Source organism: Pseudomonas sp. P4795, from assembly GCF_048822895.1.
In the GTDB taxonomy this organism is placed as follows: domain Bacteria; phylum Pseudomonadota; class Gammaproteobacteria; order Pseudomonadales; family Pseudomonadaceae; genus Aquipseudomonas.
Map to the genome: position 1 here is coordinate 392,193 of NZ_JBMFBT010000001.1, position 15,469 is coordinate 407,661.

A 15,469-nucleotide genomic window follows, 5' to 3' on the forward strand; every position below is an offset into this window, starting at 1 on the left:
TCATGAAATTTTCCCTGTTCGTACACATGGAACGCTGGGACGAAAGCGTCAGCCACCGCCAACTGTTCGAAGACCTGACCGAACTGACGCTGATGGCCGAGGCCGGCGGTTTCAGCACCGTGTGGATCGGCGAACACCACGCCATGGAGTACACCATCTCGCCGAGCCCGATGCCGCTGCTGGCGTACCTCGCCGCCAAGACCACCACCATCCACCTCGGCGCCGGCACCATCATCGCGCCGTTCTGGCATCCGCTGCGGGTCGCCGGTGAATGTGCGTTGCTCGACGTGATCAGCAACGGCCGGATGGAAGTCGGCCTCGCGCGCGGCGCTTATCAGGTTGAATTCGACCGCATGGCCGGCGGCATGCCTGCTTCAAGCGGCGGCCAGGCCCTGCGCGAAATGGTCCCGGTGGTACGCGCTCTGTGGCAGGGCGACTACGCGCACGACGGCGACATCTGGAAATTCCCCACTTCCACCAGCGTGCCGAAACCGATTCAGAAGCCCAATCCACCCATGTGGATCGCCGCCCGCGACCCGGACTCGCACAATTTTGCGGTGGCCAACGGCTGCAACGTGATGGTTACGCCATTGATGAAGGGCGACGAAGAAGTCCTCGACCTGAAAAACAAATTCCAGACCGCGCTGGACAACAATCCTGATGTGCCGCGCCCGCAATTGATGGTGCTGCGTCACACGCATGTGCACGGGGTTGATGATCCGGAAGGCTGGAAGGTTGGCGCGAAAGCGATCTCACGGTTTTACCGCACGTTCGATGCGTGGTTTGGCAACAAGGAAGTGCCGGTCAACGGCTTCCTCGCGCCGAGCCCGGAAGAAAAGTTTGCTGCAAGGCCGGAGTTTGAGCTGGAGAGCCTGCACAAGACTGCGATGATTGGTACGCCGGAAGAGATCATTCCGCGCATCAAGTACTACCAGGAACTGGGGGTGGATGAGTTCAGTTTCTGGTGTGACAACAGCTTGCCGCATGCGGAGAAGAAGAAGTCGCTGGCGTTGTTTATCAAGCATGTGGTGCCGGCGTTCAGATAACAGTTCCGCCTATCGAACCTGACAAACCGAAGCGCCCTGATCTGTTCAGGGCGTTTGCGTTTCCGGCAGAGCCAAACGTGCGGTCAGCCAACAGGTCGCCATCGATGTCAGAAACAGTACAACAATTTCCCAAGCATGATCCGAGACTGCTGCGCCGTCGTGATCGCGTACCACTGCCAGGATAAACGGCATCACCCACAATGTGGCTAACGAAGCACCTGACAGTGCAATCGCCATGCACGCTCGTGGGGTCATCATGACCTTAGTCAACGCGATCACCGCCGAGAAAAACAGAAACGGGATCAGAAATATCAGAACGGCGAGTACCGGTGCGAGAAACGGCATCAACATCAATTGGGCGCCTGCGACCTCACCGATAAGCCTTGGATTCATAGTGATGTGAGCGATCGTCGCAAATGTCTTGACGATGCCAGCGATAAAGCCCGGAACCGCGGGGGAGAAAAGGAAGATCAGAAACACTTTCAAACGTGGATAGGCTGCTTTGTTCATGCTCATGCTTGTTGTTTCCCGGCAATCAATATCAGTGCGGCACGTTTACTACCGCAATATGTCGATCCGGCCTGAATCGACAACGGCACCCACCACCTCCATGCGCTGGTCCGGATCTGCCGCGCGGCGAGACTCTTTTCACGTCCCCATCTTCTCTCGCAATATTGAATACGGATTTCAGTATCCGTGAGGAGCCTATTCTTCATCCCAGAAACTCCCAAGAGGGGCGTAGTTTCCGTTACGCAATACCGCGCACCAACCGAAAGCTCTATAAAATATTTCGAGATCAACGATTTCGAAAACGCTATCACCTATTTTCTTCAATGTAATCAACCCATTAGCGAAGTGGGTATAATGACCGCCTGCGCCCGCAATGGCTCGCAACTCCAATTCTCTGCGATCCCAATCAGATACAACGCCAGATGATTCCGGAACGGTATCCGAAAAGAAGATCTCAAACTGAGTAGAAACTTTACAAAAGCACGGGATTCGTTGCTGTTTTAGCAAGTCATCCGTAATCATACTTTCGGGAAAGTCGATATTTAATTTCATTACCGCGCACTCCGTCTTTCGCCCATCGCCGGCGAAGCCTAGTAGCTAAAAAGCTCAAATACCCACTTGGCCATAACTTCTGGCGACATCGTTTCTTTCCTGAGCTGCTCCGTACCGCGATCTCTCGCAACGAGGGCTAGCTTGCCTGACGCAGAAATCTCAATATAGGGCGCACCGAATTCCTCTATTTCGGTACCCAAGGGAAATTCCTTATAGGGCTTTCCCTGTTCATTTGCGTATGTAAAAAAACATTCAATTATTTTTTCAAGCTGCACGGACGCCACCTTTAACTCCGCCAATGAAACCTTGCCATTTCCGCAAAATAAATCTGCCCATTTTTTTCCTGGAAGAGAGCAATAATAGGAAGTAGCCTTCATCATTTAAAGCCCCCTTTAGTCATGCTCCCTGAAGTCGATTTCGAAATCCCCTAGTTGCGCCCGTAATTCGCGCTCGGATTCGAATCAAAAATCAAACCCTCGACCATCGCTGCTTTAAACAAAAGGCTAGACGCTACTCCCACACACCTGCGCTCTAGAAATCGCCTCTCAAAACCGCCTTAAGCATCGTTGTGCTTTTATAAACCCATCGAATCGTCAACAAACATGCTACCGGCATGCCCGCCCACTTGAAAATAACTACAAAATCCGGCTCACAAAACAAAAACAGAACAAACATCACTAACGACACTAACACGAGCGAAATCATGACAAACACCGACAGGGCGCCGAGGACAAGACTCAAACATATGACTAACCGGCGAAACGCATGTATGAACCTCATTTAAATATTCCCATAGTGGTTTCGATCCAGTTGAGAGGCTTATGTCTTAGCTCTCGCGCCATGCATCGGCCGCTATAGCATTTTCTGTAGCCGATACCCTCTCAAAGCCGGAGACCAGAGCCCCTGACGTGTTGCTCTGCATCTGGGCACTTTTGTGTCATCACCTTTGTAGATGGACAGGATGACTTGGATAAAAGCACTCAAGCGACTGCCTGTCGAAAAGACTTACGTGGTATCGCGAAATGGCGTGGAGCCGACACGCTCGCTTCAGTCAGTGAAAACTTAGCACTTGCGTACAAGTTACCGATGCGGATTACAGCGATAGTCAACCCTGCCCTCACGGCAGCCACGCACGCCCCTCGAGCATTCCCTACGCAAGGAGTTTCCATGAGCACCTTCCAGACCCAAGACGGCACCGAAATCTACTTCAAGGACTGGGGCAGCGGTAAGCCCGTCCTGTTCAGCCATGGCTGGCCGCTGGATGCCGACATGTGGGAATACCAGATGGAATACCTGAGCAGCCGCGGCTTTCGCACGATCGCGTTCGACCGTCGCGGCTTCGGGCGGTCCGAGCAGCCGTGGACCGGTTATGACTACGACACCTTCGCCGATGACATCGCGCAACTGATCGAGCATCTGGATCTGCGTGACGTGACGCTGGTTGGATTCTCGATGGGTGGTGGCGATGTCAGCCGTTATATCGCGCGCCATGGCAGCGAGCGGGTTGCCGGCCTGGTGTTGCTGGGCGCGGTAACGCCGCTGTTCGGCCAGAAACCCGATTTTGCCGAAGGTGTTCCAAAAGCGGTTTTCGACGGGATCAAGGCTGGCCTGCTCAAGGATCGCGCGCAATTCATCGCCGATTTCAACGCGCCGTTCTATGGCACTAACCAGGGCCAGAAAGTCTCCGACGGCGTGCTGACCCAGACTCTGAACATCGCCCTGCTCGCCTCGCTCAAAGGCACCGTTGATTGTGTCACCGCATTCTCGGAAACCGACTTCCGCCCGGACATGGCCAAGATCGACGTGCCGACACTGGTGATCCACGGTGACGGCGATCAGATCGTGCCGTTCGCCACCACCGGCAAACTGGCCGCTGAACAGATCCAGGGCGCCGAGCTGAAAGTCTATGCCGGCGCACCCCACGGTTTCGCCGTAACCCACGCGCAGGAATTGAACGAGGACTTGCTGGCGTTCCTCAATCGCTGAGTTCGATCTGAGCTTGATCGCTACGAAGAAAAGGGGCGCCGACTGCGATGTCGGCGCCCCTTTTCTTCGTCGGCTGAATACGTGGATTCACCGCTGCTGGAAGCAACAACTACAGCGCCTCACGCCTGCACGTAAACCCAGGCGTTGCTGCCGGACTTCAGTACAACACTCACGCGTTTGTAGTCGGACACTTCGTAGTCATCGGCGGCGGCCAGTTCCTGTTCGCTGACCTCGAACACCGTGCCGGCAATCTCGTCCTTGATGTCGCCACTGGCCTGCACAATCGGGTGATGGGTTTTGCCGCTGGTGGCGAGCACCGCAGGGTCGGTGATCTCCACCATGGTCTGCTTATAGCCCGGCAGGCTGTCGGCGCGGCCGTGTAACTCACGTCCGAAGTTCGAGAGTTGCACAGCGGTGTCTTGAAGCGTGCCGTAGGAGAACAGCAGCACGGTGTGGTTGGTCATGAGTGATTCCCGAAATCAAATGGCGCGATTCATACGCTGTATACGTTTGTATATGGCGATACTAACCGAGCCATGACACAAAGTGTCAATCAGCTTTTTCGCGCACCACTCCGCGCTCTTCAAGCAAGCGCACAAAACTGCTCAGACTGCGCGACACCGTGCCCCGGCGCCACACCAGCCAGGTCGTCAGAAAACGGAAATCCGCCGCCAGCGGCCAGACGCTGACCGTCGCGCAACCGGGCATGCTTTGCAGCATGCTGCGTGGCATCAGTGCCAGACCGGCACCGGCGCTGACGCAGGCGAGCATGCCGTGGTAGGACTCCATCTCAAAGATCTTGCCGGGCACCGCGGCGTCGCTGCTGAACCATTTTTCGAAGTGATGACGGTACGAGCAGTTGGAGCGGAAGGCGTAGATATTCTCGCCGTTGACGTCACTGGCGCGCTGCACCGACGCGTGATGCAGCGGCGCGATGATGACCATTTCCTCTTCGAATGCCGGCACACCTTCGAGCGCCGGATGCAGCACCGGACCGTCGACGAATGCCGCCGCCAGCCGGCCGGAAAGCACGCCGTCGATCATCGTTCCGGAAGGTCCGGTCGACAGATCCAGATCAACCTTCGGATGCTTCTGGTTGTACGCCGCGAGCAGGCCAGGGATACGCACCGCCGCCGTGCTCTCCAGCGAGCCCAAAGGAAATGCACCCTGCGGTTCCTCCCCCGCCACCGTCGCTCGCGCTTCCTGCACCAGATCGAGAATGCGCCGGGTGTATTCGAGAAAACTCCAACCGGCCGGCGACAAGCGCAGTCGGCTTTTCTCGCGAATGAACAGATCGACGCCCAAGTCTTCTTCGAGCTGTTTGATCCGCGTGGTCAGGTTCGACGGCACGCGATGAATCTGCTGCGCCGCCGCGCTGATGCTGCCGTATTCGGCAACGGCTTTGAAGATTTCCAGCTGCACCAGATCCACAGTCATTCTCCAAACGTGAAAGAAACGATCTTTATTATTCAGTTTCCAGAAAACAAACACCAGCCTACTCTGGGCCCATCAACTCACATTGCAGGACCATGCCATGAGCCCGATCTCCAGCCAGACCCACGCTATCTCGATCAACCCGACTAACGGCGAGCAGATCGGCCACTACGCATTCGAATCTGCCGAAGCCTTGGACGCCGCGCTGACCCGCGCCGCTTATGGCTTCAACAAGTGGAAACGCAAGCCACTGCAGGATCGCTCGCGCCTGCTGACCGCCCTCGCCGGTGCGTTGCGCGATGGCGCCGAAGCCATGGCCACCATGATCACCGAGGAAATGGGCAAGCCGATCGCCCAGGCGCGTGGCGAAGTCGAGAAATGCGCCAAGCTCTGCGAGTGGTACGCCGAACACGGCCCGGCCATGCTCGACGCCGAACCGACCCAGGTTGAAGGCGGCAAGGCGCGCATCGAATATCGCCCGCTCGGGCCGATCCTGGCGGTGATGCCGTGGAATTTCCCGATCTGGCAAGTGCTGCGCGGCGCAGTGCCGACCCTGCTGGCCGGCAACACGTACGTGCTCAAGCATGCGCCGAACGTGATGGGCAGCGCTTATTTGCTGCGCGACGCCTTCATCCGCGCCGGTTTCGCCGATGGCGTATTTGAAGTGATCAACGTCACCCCGGACGGCGTATCCAGCGCCATCGCTGACCCACGCATCGCCGCTGTCACCCTGACCGGCAGCGTGCGCGCCGGCATGGCCATCGGTTCGCAGGCCGGTGCCGCGCTGAAGAAATGTGTGCTGGAACTCGGTGGTTCCGATCCATTTATCGTGCTCAATGACGCCAATCTCGACGAAGCGGTGCAAGCCGCCGTGATCGGTCGCTATCAGAACTCCGGTCAGGTCTGCGCCGCTGCCAAGCGGCTGATCATCGAACAAGGCGTGGTAGAAGAATTCACCCGCAAGTTTGTCGAAGCCACGCGCAAACTGGTGGTTGGCGATCCATTGTCCACCGACACCTACATCGGCCCGATGGCACGTTTCGACCTGCGTGACGAGCTGGATCAGCAAGTGCGCGATACCTTGGAAGAAGGTGCGACCCTGCTGCTCGGCGGCGGCAAGGCGCAAGGCCCGGGCAACTACTACGAGCCAACCGTGCTGGCCGATGTCACCGATCAGATGACCTCGTTCAAACAGGAACTGTTCGGCCCGGTCGCCTCGATCATCACCGCCCGCGATTGCGCGCATGCCGTGGCCCTGGCCAACGACAGCGATTTCGGCCTGACCGCAACGATCTACACCGCCAACGTCGAACTGGCGCAGCAACTGACCAGCGAACTGGAAACCGGTGGCGTGTTCATCAATGGCTACTCGGCCAGCGATCCGCGCGTGACCTTTGGCGGCGTGAAGAAAAGTGGCTTCGGCCGCGAGCTATCGCACTTCGGCGTGCGCGAGTTCTGCAACGCGCAGACGGTGTGGCTGGATCGCCGCTGATCAAGCGCTGCGCAGGACTTGCAGCAATACCTGCAACGGATGGCGCAGCGTTTGCTGCGCCTCACGCTTGACCTGACTGCGGCACGAATAGCCGGTGGCCAATGCCTCACCCTGCTCCACCGGTACCGCGACGTGTTTGGCCCAGGATTGCTCGAAGATCAGCGCCGAGGTTTCGCGGTTGCGTGCTTCATGTCCGTAGGTGCCGGACATGCCGCAGCAACCGGTCGCCTGAGTCGCCAGCTTCAACCCAACCCGTTCGAACACCTGCTCCCACTGACGCGTCGCAGCCGGCGCGTTGGTTTTCTCGGTGCAGTGCGCCAACAGACGGAAGGTTTGTTGGTTGCCGGCGCGCTCCGGCATGACCTTCAGCAACCATTCCTGCACCAGCGCCACTTCCGGGCAATCCTGCATGCCCGGCACCTTCAGATATTCCTGGCGATAGACCAGCGTCATCGCCGGATCCAGCCCTACCAGCGGCACCCCAATCTCAGCCAGTTCCCGCAGTTGCCCGGCATTGCGCAACGCCGCGCGATTGAATGCCGAGAGGAAACCCTGCACATGCAGCGGCTTGCCATTGGCGCTGAACGGCGCCAGATACACCTGATAGCCGAGACGCGAAATCAGCTCGATCAAGTCCGCCAGTAGCGGCGCTTCGAAGTAGCGGGTGAACGCATCCTGCACCAGCACCACGCTGCGTTCGCGTTGCGCCGCAGTCAGCGCCGACAGCCGCGCCACTGAAGCCGGCTGGACCTGCCAGCGGCGTATGGACGCGTGAAAATCGAAGCGGCTGAGCAGCGGCACATCGACCATGCCTCCGACACGCTCAAGTATTCGGCGAACCAGCGCAGCGCCCATCAAGCCGTTATAAAGCAGCGGCACCCGCGCCATGTGCGGGATGGTGAATTCCAGCGAGGCGATCAAGTAATCGCGCAGCGGTCGCAGATAGCGTGTGTGATACAGCTCGAGAAAGCGCGAACGAAAATCCGGGACGTTGACCTTTACCGGGCATTGCCCCGCGCAGGATTTGCACGCCAGACACCCGGCCATCGCGTCATACACTTCATGGGAAAAGTCAGCGCCTGGCCCACGGCTGTTGCGCCAGCGCTGCACCAGGGATGAGAAAAACGCCGGTCGGCGCACGGCTACGGACAATACATCCACCCCCGCCGCACCCTGCAAGCGCAGCCATTCGCGGATCAGCGAAGCGCGGCCCTTGGGCGATTGCGCGCGCTGGCGGGTGGCTTTCCATGACGGGCACATCGCGTCGTCGGGATCGAAGTTGTAGCAGGCGCCATTGCCGTTGCAGTGCATGGCCGCGCCATAGTCCTGCCAGACTTTCTCGTCGATCTGCCGATCCAGTTCGCCACGCAGGGTTACTTCGTCGATCTTCAGCAACGCTGCACCGGGGACATTCGGTGTAGCGATCTTGCCGGGGTTGAACTGGTTGAATGGGTCGAACGCAGCCTTCAGCGCCTGCAACGCCGGATACAGTTCGCCGAAGAATGCCGGCACGTATTCCGAGCGCAGACCTTTGCCATGCTCGCCCCACAGCAGGCCGCCATAACGTTGAGTCAGCGCCGCCACGCCATCGGACACCGGCCGCACCAGCGCCGCTTGCTGCGGATCTTTCATGTCGAGAATCGGCCGTACGTGCAACACGCCGGCATCGACGTGGCCAAACATGCCGTACTGCAAACCGTGGCTGTCGAGCAGCTCGCGCAGCTCGGCGATGTACTCGGCCAGGTGCTGCGGCGGCACGGCAGTGTCTTCGACAAACGGCTGCGGCCGCGCCTCACCAGCGACGTTGCCGAGCAGCCCTACCGCGCGCTTGCGCATGCCGTAGACCTTGTTCACCGCCGCGTGACCGACCGCCAGCGTATGCCCCAACCGCTCGACAGTGTTGTCGCTGCACAAATGCTCGATAAAGTCTGCGACCCGCTGTTGCAGTTCTTCAGGGTCGTCGCCACAGAATTCCACCAGATTGATGCCCAGCGTCGGTCGTTCAGCGCTCTCGGGGAAATACTCGGCAACGCCGTGCCAGACGATGTCCTGCATCGCCAGCAGCAGCACTTTCGAATCGACGGTCTCGATCGACAGCGGTTTGAGCGCCATCAGCGCGCGTGCGTCGCGCAGCGCGTCCATGAAACCGGCGTAGCGGATGTTCACCAGCATCGTGTGCTTGGGGATCGGCAGCACGTTGAGTTTCGCCTCGACCACGAAGCCCAGCGAACCTTCGGCGCCGCACAGCACGCTGTTGATGTTGAAGCGCTGGTCAGCCTCGCGCAGGTGCGCCAGGTCGTAGCCAGTCAGGCAACGGTTGAGATCGGGGAAGGTCTGTTTGATCAGCTCGCCTTGCTCGTCGATGATTTGCCGCGCACAACGATAAACTTCGCCAACCCGATCCTCGCGCGCGCATTGTTCGCCGAGTTGGTTTTCTTCCAACGGCTGGCCGTGCAGACGTTCGCCACCGCGCAGAATCATGTGCAATTCGAGCACGTGATCGCGGGTCTTGCCGTAGGTGCAACTGCCTTGGCCACTGGCGTCGGTGTTGATCATGCCGCCGACCGTCGCGCGGTTCGAAGTCGAGAGTTCCGGGGCGAAAAACAGCCCGGCGGATTTCAGCGCGGCGTTGAGCTGATCTTTGACGACGCCGGCCTGCACGCGTACCCAGCGCTGTTCGACGTTGATTTCGAGGATGCGATTCATGTGCCGCGACAGATCAACCACCAAGCCGTCAGTCAGCGACTGGCCGTTGGTGCCGGTGCCGCCGCCACGAGGCGTAACCACCACTTTTTGGTAAGCCGGTTCGGCGATCAACCGCGCGAGCAGCGCTACGTCGTCGGCATCCTTCGGAAACACCGCCGCTTGCGGCAAGCGCTGGTAGATCGAGTTGTCGGTGGCAAGCACCACGCGGCTGGCGTAGTCGGCACTGATTTCGCCTTTGAACCCAGCGGCCGCAAGTGCCTTGAGGAACTGTTGGTAATCGCTGTTCAGCGTGGAGGCAGGCGAAAGCTGGGCAATCATCGGTCGGTCAATCCCGGTCAAAAAGGCGTTGTGGCGGTAAACACTTGTCGGCAACGAATGATTGCGTCAGGCTCCGCCATCTCATGGCGCCCATGTTCATTGCATATACCGCTCGGGACAAACGTAAATTCGACCCGCTATTGATGACTAAAACGAATGAATCCGCGAACGCTCACGCCCTCGATGTCATTGCTGCTGGCCTTTGAAGCCGCCGCGCGCCACGAAAGTTACACCCGTGCCGCCCACGAGCTGTCGCTGACGCAGAGTGCGGTCAGCCGTCAGGTGCAGATTCTGGAAAAAATGCTCGGCATGCGCCTGTTCAGCCGCGAGGGCCGGCGGGTGATTCTCACCGACGTCGGGCGCATGTATCAGCGCGAACTTGCCGAAGCGCTCGGGCAGATTCGCAGCGCGACGTTGCAGGCGATGGCGTTTGGTTCCGGGATCCACAGCTTGCGGCTGGCGACGTTGCCGACGTTTGGCTCGAAATGGCTGTTGCCGCGACTCAAGGATTTCTACACCGCACACCCCGGCATGACCGTGCACCTGCACTCGCGCATCGAGGCGATCGACTTTGATACCAGCGAAATCGACGCCGCGATTTGCGTGGGTGGCGGCGATTGGCCGGGATTGACCGCGCATCGCCTGCACACTGAAGAACTGGTGGTGATCGCCAGTGCGCAGTTGTCTGCGGACGAACGATGCGTGGCCGAAAAGCAAATCGCCGGGCAACTGCTGCTGAATGTCAGCAGCAACGCGCAGGCCTGGGCCGAATGGTTCAGCCAGCACAAACTGCCGCATCGCAGCATGCGCATCGGGCCGAGTTTTGAGATGACGTCGCACTTGATTCAAGCGGTGCGGGCGAATATCGGGATCGGGCTGGTGCCGAGGATTCTGGTGGAGGATGAGTTGGCCAATGGTGAGTTGCTGCAACTGGGTGAGGCGATTGTCAGTCGGCGCAGCTATTACCTGGTGTACCCGGCGCGCAATGAGTCGTTGCCGTCGCTGAAGGCGTTTCGGGATTGGTTGATGCGTACGCTCTAGATTCCTCTATCGCCAGTCAGGCCGCCATCGCTGGCAAGCCAGCTCCCACAGGTTCTGCTTACACCCAGAAATCTGGGTACTGGCCTGCAACAGGTTCTGCATACACACAAAACCCTGTGGGAGCTGGCTTGCCAGCGATGGGGCCAGGAGCCTTAACTCAGAAACAGCTTATGCATCCTGCAAAATCAGATCAGCCCCCTTCTCCGCCACCATCAGCACCGCCGCATGGGTATTGCCGGAGGTCACATTGGGGAAAATCGAGGCGTCGACAATCCGCAGCCCGTCCAGACCATGCACCTTGAGCCGCTTGTCGACCACCGAAGTCTGCGCATCCGCGCCCATCGCGCACGAACCACACAGGTGATAGATCGAGCCGCAGTTGTCGCGGAAATACTGGAGCATTTGCTCGTCGGTCTCGACTGCCGGGCCAGGCAACACCTCGTCAACGGTGATGCTCTTGAGGGCCGGCGCCGCCATGATCTTGCGCATCAGCCGGCTGCCCTGAATCACTTCATCAATGTCCTTTTGCGTGCTCAGGTAGTTCGGGTCGATCAACGCCGCGTCGCGCGGATTTTTCGAAGCAATCTCGATATGCCCGCGACTGGTCGGACGGCACGGGTTGAAGCACAGCAGGAAGCCAGAATACGGCTCGGGCTTGAGGCTGGCCTTGTTGTTTTTCGGGATCTGGTACGACAACGGGTTGAAATAAAGTTGCAGGTTCGGATGGCTCTGCTGCGCATCGCCACGGAAGAAACCACCAGCCTGATTGACGCTCATCGCCAGCGCGCCCTTGCGTGTCAGCAGGTATTTCACGCCGAGCTTGAACTGGCCGAACAGAGAGCTGAGCTCATCGTTCAGCGTCGGAATATTCGCCTTGTAGTAATAGCTGGCGCACAGGTGATCCTGCAGGTTCTGCCCGACCGCCGGCAGATGCTTGATCAATGGAATCTGATGCTTGGCCAGTAAGTCGCGGTCAGCCACGCCGGACAATTGCAGGATTTTCGGCGTATCGACCGCTCCCGCGCACAAGATCACTTCTTTGCGCGCGGTAAAGGTGCGAACTACGCCATGCTGAGTGATGGAAATACCGGTCGCGCGCTGCTGCGTCTCGTCGAACAGCACCCGGTCAACCAGTGCGTAATGCTCGACGGTCAGATTCGCTCGATTCAGCGCCGGATGCAGGTGCGCGAAACTGCTGGAGCAGCGCTGACCGTTTTTTGTGTTGACGTCGTAGAGGCCCGCGCCCTCGAATTTCGGCCCGTTGAAATCGTTGCTGCGCGGGTAGCCGAGTTCGTCGCAGCCCTTGAGAAACACGTCGCAGATCGGGTGCGTCTGGCCGGCCATCGGGGTGATGCTGATCGGGCCGCTGCCGCCGTGGTATTCGCTGTCGCCCAGCGGGTGGTTTTCCAGTTTGCGAAAGTACGGTAATACGTCTTTGAAGCCCCAACCGTCGTTGCCATTGGCCACCCAATCGTCGAAGTCATGGGCCTGGCCACGCACGTAGATCATCGCGTTGATCGAGCCTGAGCCACCCTGCACTTTGCCGCGCGGAGCATAGATTTCGCGGTTGCCCAACTGCTTTTGTGGCTGGCTGTAGTACATCCAGTTGAAGGTCGGGTTGTAATACATTTTGGCGAAGCCGACCGGGATCTTGAACCACAGGGAACTGTCCTTGCCGCCCGCTTCCAGCAGCAGCACCGAATGCTTGCCCGAGGCCGAGAGCCGGTTGGCCAGCACGCAGCCAGCGGCGCCTGCTCCAGCGATGATGTAGTCGTATGTCATGCACGGTTACCGCGTAAGTCGTTGTACAAAAAAACCGCTGTCAGCCCTTGGCTGGCGATGTGTCTTTGACGTCCACCGGGGTCGGCGCCATTTGCAGGTGCAGGCGCGTGCCGGTGTACGGCGAATGCTTGCGCACCACGTCCATGTTCAGCTCGACGCCAAGGCCCGGCTCGGTCGATGGAATGATGTACCCGTCCTCCCACTGCAACGGCTTCTTGAGGATCTCGGCGTGAAAACCGCCCCAGGTCTCGATGCTTTCCTGAATCAGGAAATTTGGCGTGCAAGTGGCGAGCTGGAAACTTGCTGCCGCGCCAATCGGTCCGTTGTACAAATGCGGGGCGATTTGCGCGTAATAGGCTTCGGCCATGCTCGCGATCTTCTTCGCTTCGAGCAGTCCGCCACAGCGCGCGACGTTCATTTGCAGGATCGACGCGCCGCCCGCCTGCAACAGCTTGAAGAATTCGTACTTGGTGGTCAGACGCTCACCGGTGGCAATCGGGATGCTGGTCTTGGCCGCGACCTGCGCCATCGCCTCTTCCTGGCCTGGCGGCACCGGTTCTTCGAACCACAGCGGGTCGTACTTCTCCAGGCGCTTGGCCAGACGAATCGCCGAGGACGGCACCATCTGCCCATGGGTGCCGAACAGCAGATCGCACTTGTTGCCGACCGCTTCGCGAATCTTGCGGCAGAAGGTTTCGCAGCGCTCCAGCACTTCCAGCGACAGCTGGTGACCGGAGTACGCGGTGTACGGCCCGGCCGGGTCAAACTTCAGCGCGGTGAAGCCTTTGTTCATGTTCTCGACGGCGCACTCGGCGGCCAGATCGGCATCGTCGTAGTCGTACTCGCCATGACTGTTGACTGGGTACAGGTAGGTGTAGGAGCGCAGGCGCTCGTTGACCTTGCCGCCGAGCAACTCATAAACCGGCTTGTTGGCCGCTTTGCCGATGATGTCCCAGCAAGCCATCTCCAGCCCGCTGACCACGCCCATCATGGTCAGGTCAGGACGCTGGGTGAAACCGCTCGAATAGGCCTGACGGAAGAAGCGTTCGATGTGATGCGGGTCCTGATCGAGCAAGTGCCGCTCGAACACGTCTTCGATGATCGGCAGCATGGCTTTCGGGCCGAAGGTCGCTGCGTAGATCTCGCCGACGCCTTCGATGCCGCAGTCAGTCTTGAGTTTGACGAACAGCCAGTACATGCCGCCAATGTGCGGTGGCGGTACGGCGACGATATGGGTTTCAAGGGCGACGATTTTCATCTCAGGCACCTGTCGTGTTCGAAAAGGTTTTGATCGAGGATTTTCTGTTGATGCGCGCACGCAGGGTCAGCGCGGCGAGCGTGCCGATCAGGCCGACGCTGGCGATATAGCCGAAATACAGCTGGTAGCCGAAGGCACCGGGGTATTGCTCAGTGAGATAGCCGTTGATCAGCGGAATGAACGTATCCGGCAGGTAACCGACCACCGACACGATGCCGATCGCCAGCCCGGTGATGCGCAGCGGAATGTTGCAGGTATCGAGGATCGCCCAGTACAGGCCACGAATGGCGTAGGTCATCAGGCCGATGAAAACCACCGTGGCGATCAGCAGACCGATGCTGTTGATGGCCGGGAACACGATCAGACCGAACATCGCCAGCGTCGCCAGCAACAGCGCCACGATCAGCACCGAGATGTTCGAGAATTTGTCGCCCAGCCAGCCGCCACCGATGCCGCCCACCGGGCGCATCCACAACTTGATGGTGGTGATGGTGCCGGCCATCACGGCGCTCATGCCGTTGCCTTGCAGGTAATCGGAGAAGCTGTAGGTGGCCCAGAAGATGTGATAACCGCAGAACACAATGGCGGTGACCAGCCACAGTTCAGGAATCTTCACCAGCGTCGCCAGGTCACTGAGCAAATTGAACTTGCCCTTCTCCACCGCCGCTGTGTCTTCCATCGACTTCGGATCCTTGATCAGCACCAGCACACAACCGAGCGCGATACAGGTAAAGGCGTAGAGATAGATCACATGCTTGAAACCCTGCGCGGTGGATTCACCATTGGTTTCGGTGGCGTAGGCGAACAGCCCCAGCGCAACCGTGGCCAGCAGCGCCTCGACCAGGCCACGACCGCCATCAAGAATGCCGAAGAACCGCCCCTGTTCGGTGTGGTGCGCAATCATCTTCACCCGCTTGAGCACCGAGGCCCAAAAGGTCAGGCCGGTGGTCAGGCCCCAGCAACCGAAGATGATCATCAGCCCGGTCATCGACGGCGCGGTGGAGTACCAAAGGCCCAGCGCACCGGTGGCGACCAGCGAAAAGAAAATCAGAAAACGCGGGGCGATCCGGTCGGCCAGCCAACCGCTGGGCAAATAGCTGAGCAGGAAGATCGTGCCGAGCATCGAGTACAGATAGCCCAGTTCGCTGTGGCTGATCTGGAACACCTCGAGCATGGTCGTTTGATAGACCTGGCGCAGATACAGAATCGGATAGATTGCGCCGGCGGCCAGCACCAGCAGGGTCAATTGCAGATAGCGACTTCCCTTGTCGCTGGGGCTTTTCACAGCCGAAGTGGAACCCTGAACAGCGGCAGCAGAGGATGCATGCTTGGACATTGAAGTGA

At 59.1% G+C, this 15,469-nt stretch carries 13 protein-coding genes; 4 read left to right on the forward strand and 9 right to left on the reverse strand.

Features of this window, described 5'->3' with window-relative positions; translation table 11 throughout:
* The first annotated feature begins 2 nt into the window (after nucleotides 1-2).
* Nucleotides 3-1,046, forward strand: coding sequence for an LLM class flavin-dependent oxidoreductase (locus ACOI8A_RS01680; RefSeq protein ID WP_420649689.1), 1,044 nt, complete (start codon nucleotides 3-5; stop codon nucleotides 1,044-1,046).
* A 45-nt stretch (nucleotides 1,047-1,091) separates the two neighbouring features.
* On the opposite strand, the gene ACOI8A_RS01685 is transcribed toward ACOI8A_RS01680, so the two are convergent.
* From ACOI8A_RS01685 to ACOI8A_RS01695, 3 genes are all read right to left on the reverse strand, one after another.
* The gene (locus ACOI8A_RS01685) at nucleotides 1,092-1,562 is read right to left on the reverse strand and encodes a hypothetical protein (protein ID WP_420649688.1); all 471 of its coding nucleotides are present in this window, start codon (nucleotides 1,560-1,562) and stop codon (nucleotides 1,092-1,094) included.
* A 189-nt stretch (nucleotides 1,563-1,751) separates the two neighbouring features.
* Nucleotides 1,752-2,108 carry a hypothetical protein gene (locus ACOI8A_RS01690; protein ID WP_420651252.1) on the reverse strand — a complete coding sequence of 119 codons (357 nt, stop codon included), beginning with the start codon at nucleotides 2,106-2,108 and terminating at the stop codon, nucleotides 1,752-1,754.
* Nucleotides 2,109-2,146: 38 nt separating this feature from the next.
* Nucleotides 2,147-2,488 (reverse strand): hypothetical protein, encoded by a 342-nt coding sequence (locus tag ACOI8A_RS01695; protein ID WP_420649686.1) that lies wholly within the window; start codon nucleotides 2,486-2,488, stop codon nucleotides 2,147-2,149.
* 787 nt (nucleotides 2,489-3,275) lie between these two features.
* Here ACOI8A_RS01695 and ACOI8A_RS01700 point away from each other — a divergent pair.
* Nucleotides 3,276-4,094: an alpha/beta fold hydrolase gene (locus ACOI8A_RS01700; protein WP_420649685.1), complete on the forward strand. Its 819-nt coding sequence runs from the start codon at nucleotides 3,276-3,278 to the stop codon at nucleotides 4,092-4,094.
* A gap of 119 nt (nucleotides 4,095-4,213) precedes the next feature.
* On the opposite strand, the gene ACOI8A_RS01705 is transcribed toward ACOI8A_RS01700, so the two are convergent.
* Together ACOI8A_RS01705 and ptrR are read right to left on the reverse strand one after the other, a co-directional pair.
* Nucleotides 4,214-4,558: a gamma-glutamylcyclotransferase family protein gene (locus ACOI8A_RS01705; RefSeq protein WP_420649684.1), complete on the reverse strand. Its 345-nt coding sequence runs from the start codon at nucleotides 4,556-4,558 to the stop codon at nucleotides 4,214-4,216.
* 85 nt (nucleotides 4,559-4,643) lie between these two features.
* Entirely contained in the window at nucleotides 4,644-5,525 is an 882-nt protein-coding gene (gene ptrR, locus ACOI8A_RS01710) for a putrescine utilization regulator PtrR (protein ID WP_420649777.1), read from the reverse strand.
* A 103-nt stretch (nucleotides 5,526-5,628) separates the two neighbouring features.
* Between ptrR and ACOI8A_RS01715 the strand changes: the two genes are divergently transcribed.
* Nucleotides 5,629-7,020 carry an aldehyde dehydrogenase family protein gene (locus tag ACOI8A_RS01715; RefSeq protein WP_420649683.1) on the forward strand — a complete coding sequence of 464 codons (1,392 nt, stop codon included), beginning with the start codon at nucleotides 5,629-5,631 and terminating at the stop codon, nucleotides 7,018-7,020.
* On the opposite strand, the gene ACOI8A_RS01720 is transcribed toward ACOI8A_RS01715, so the two are convergent.
* A complete protein-coding gene (locus ACOI8A_RS01720) occupies nucleotides 7,021-10,044 on the reverse strand; it encodes an FAD-binding and (Fe-S)-binding domain-containing protein (protein WP_420649682.1) in 3,024 nt (1,007 codons plus the stop codon).
* A gap of 156 nt (nucleotides 10,045-10,200) precedes the next feature.
* Between ACOI8A_RS01720 and ACOI8A_RS01725 the strand changes: the two genes are divergently transcribed.
* Nucleotides 10,201-11,085 (forward strand): LysR substrate-binding domain-containing protein, encoded by an 885-nt coding sequence (locus ACOI8A_RS01725; protein ID WP_420649681.1) that lies wholly within the window; start codon nucleotides 10,201-10,203, stop codon nucleotides 11,083-11,085.
* A gap of 168 nt (nucleotides 11,086-11,253) precedes the next feature.
* On the opposite strand, the gene ACOI8A_RS01730 is transcribed toward ACOI8A_RS01725, so the two are convergent.
* Genes ACOI8A_RS01730 through ACOI8A_RS01740 form a run of 3 tightly spaced genes read right to left on the reverse strand, consistent with a single transcriptional unit; the run spans nucleotide 11,254 to nucleotide 15,461 of the window.
* Entirely contained in the window at nucleotides 11,254-12,867 is a 1,614-nt protein-coding gene (locus tag ACOI8A_RS01730; RefSeq protein WP_420649680.1) for a GMC family oxidoreductase, read from the reverse strand.
* Between the two features lie 40 nt (nucleotides 12,868-12,907).
* Nucleotides 12,908-14,125: a mandelate racemase/muconate lactonizing enzyme family protein gene (locus ACOI8A_RS01735; protein WP_420649679.1), complete on the reverse strand. Its 1,218-nt coding sequence runs from the start codon at nucleotides 14,123-14,125 to the stop codon at nucleotides 12,908-12,910.
* A gap of 1 nt (nucleotide 14,126) precedes the next feature.
* Nucleotides 14,127-15,461, reverse strand: coding sequence for an MFS transporter (locus tag ACOI8A_RS01740; RefSeq protein WP_420649678.1), 1,335 nt, complete (start codon nucleotides 15,459-15,461; stop codon nucleotides 14,127-14,129).
* Between the last annotated feature and the right edge of the window lie 8 nt (nucleotides 15,462-15,469).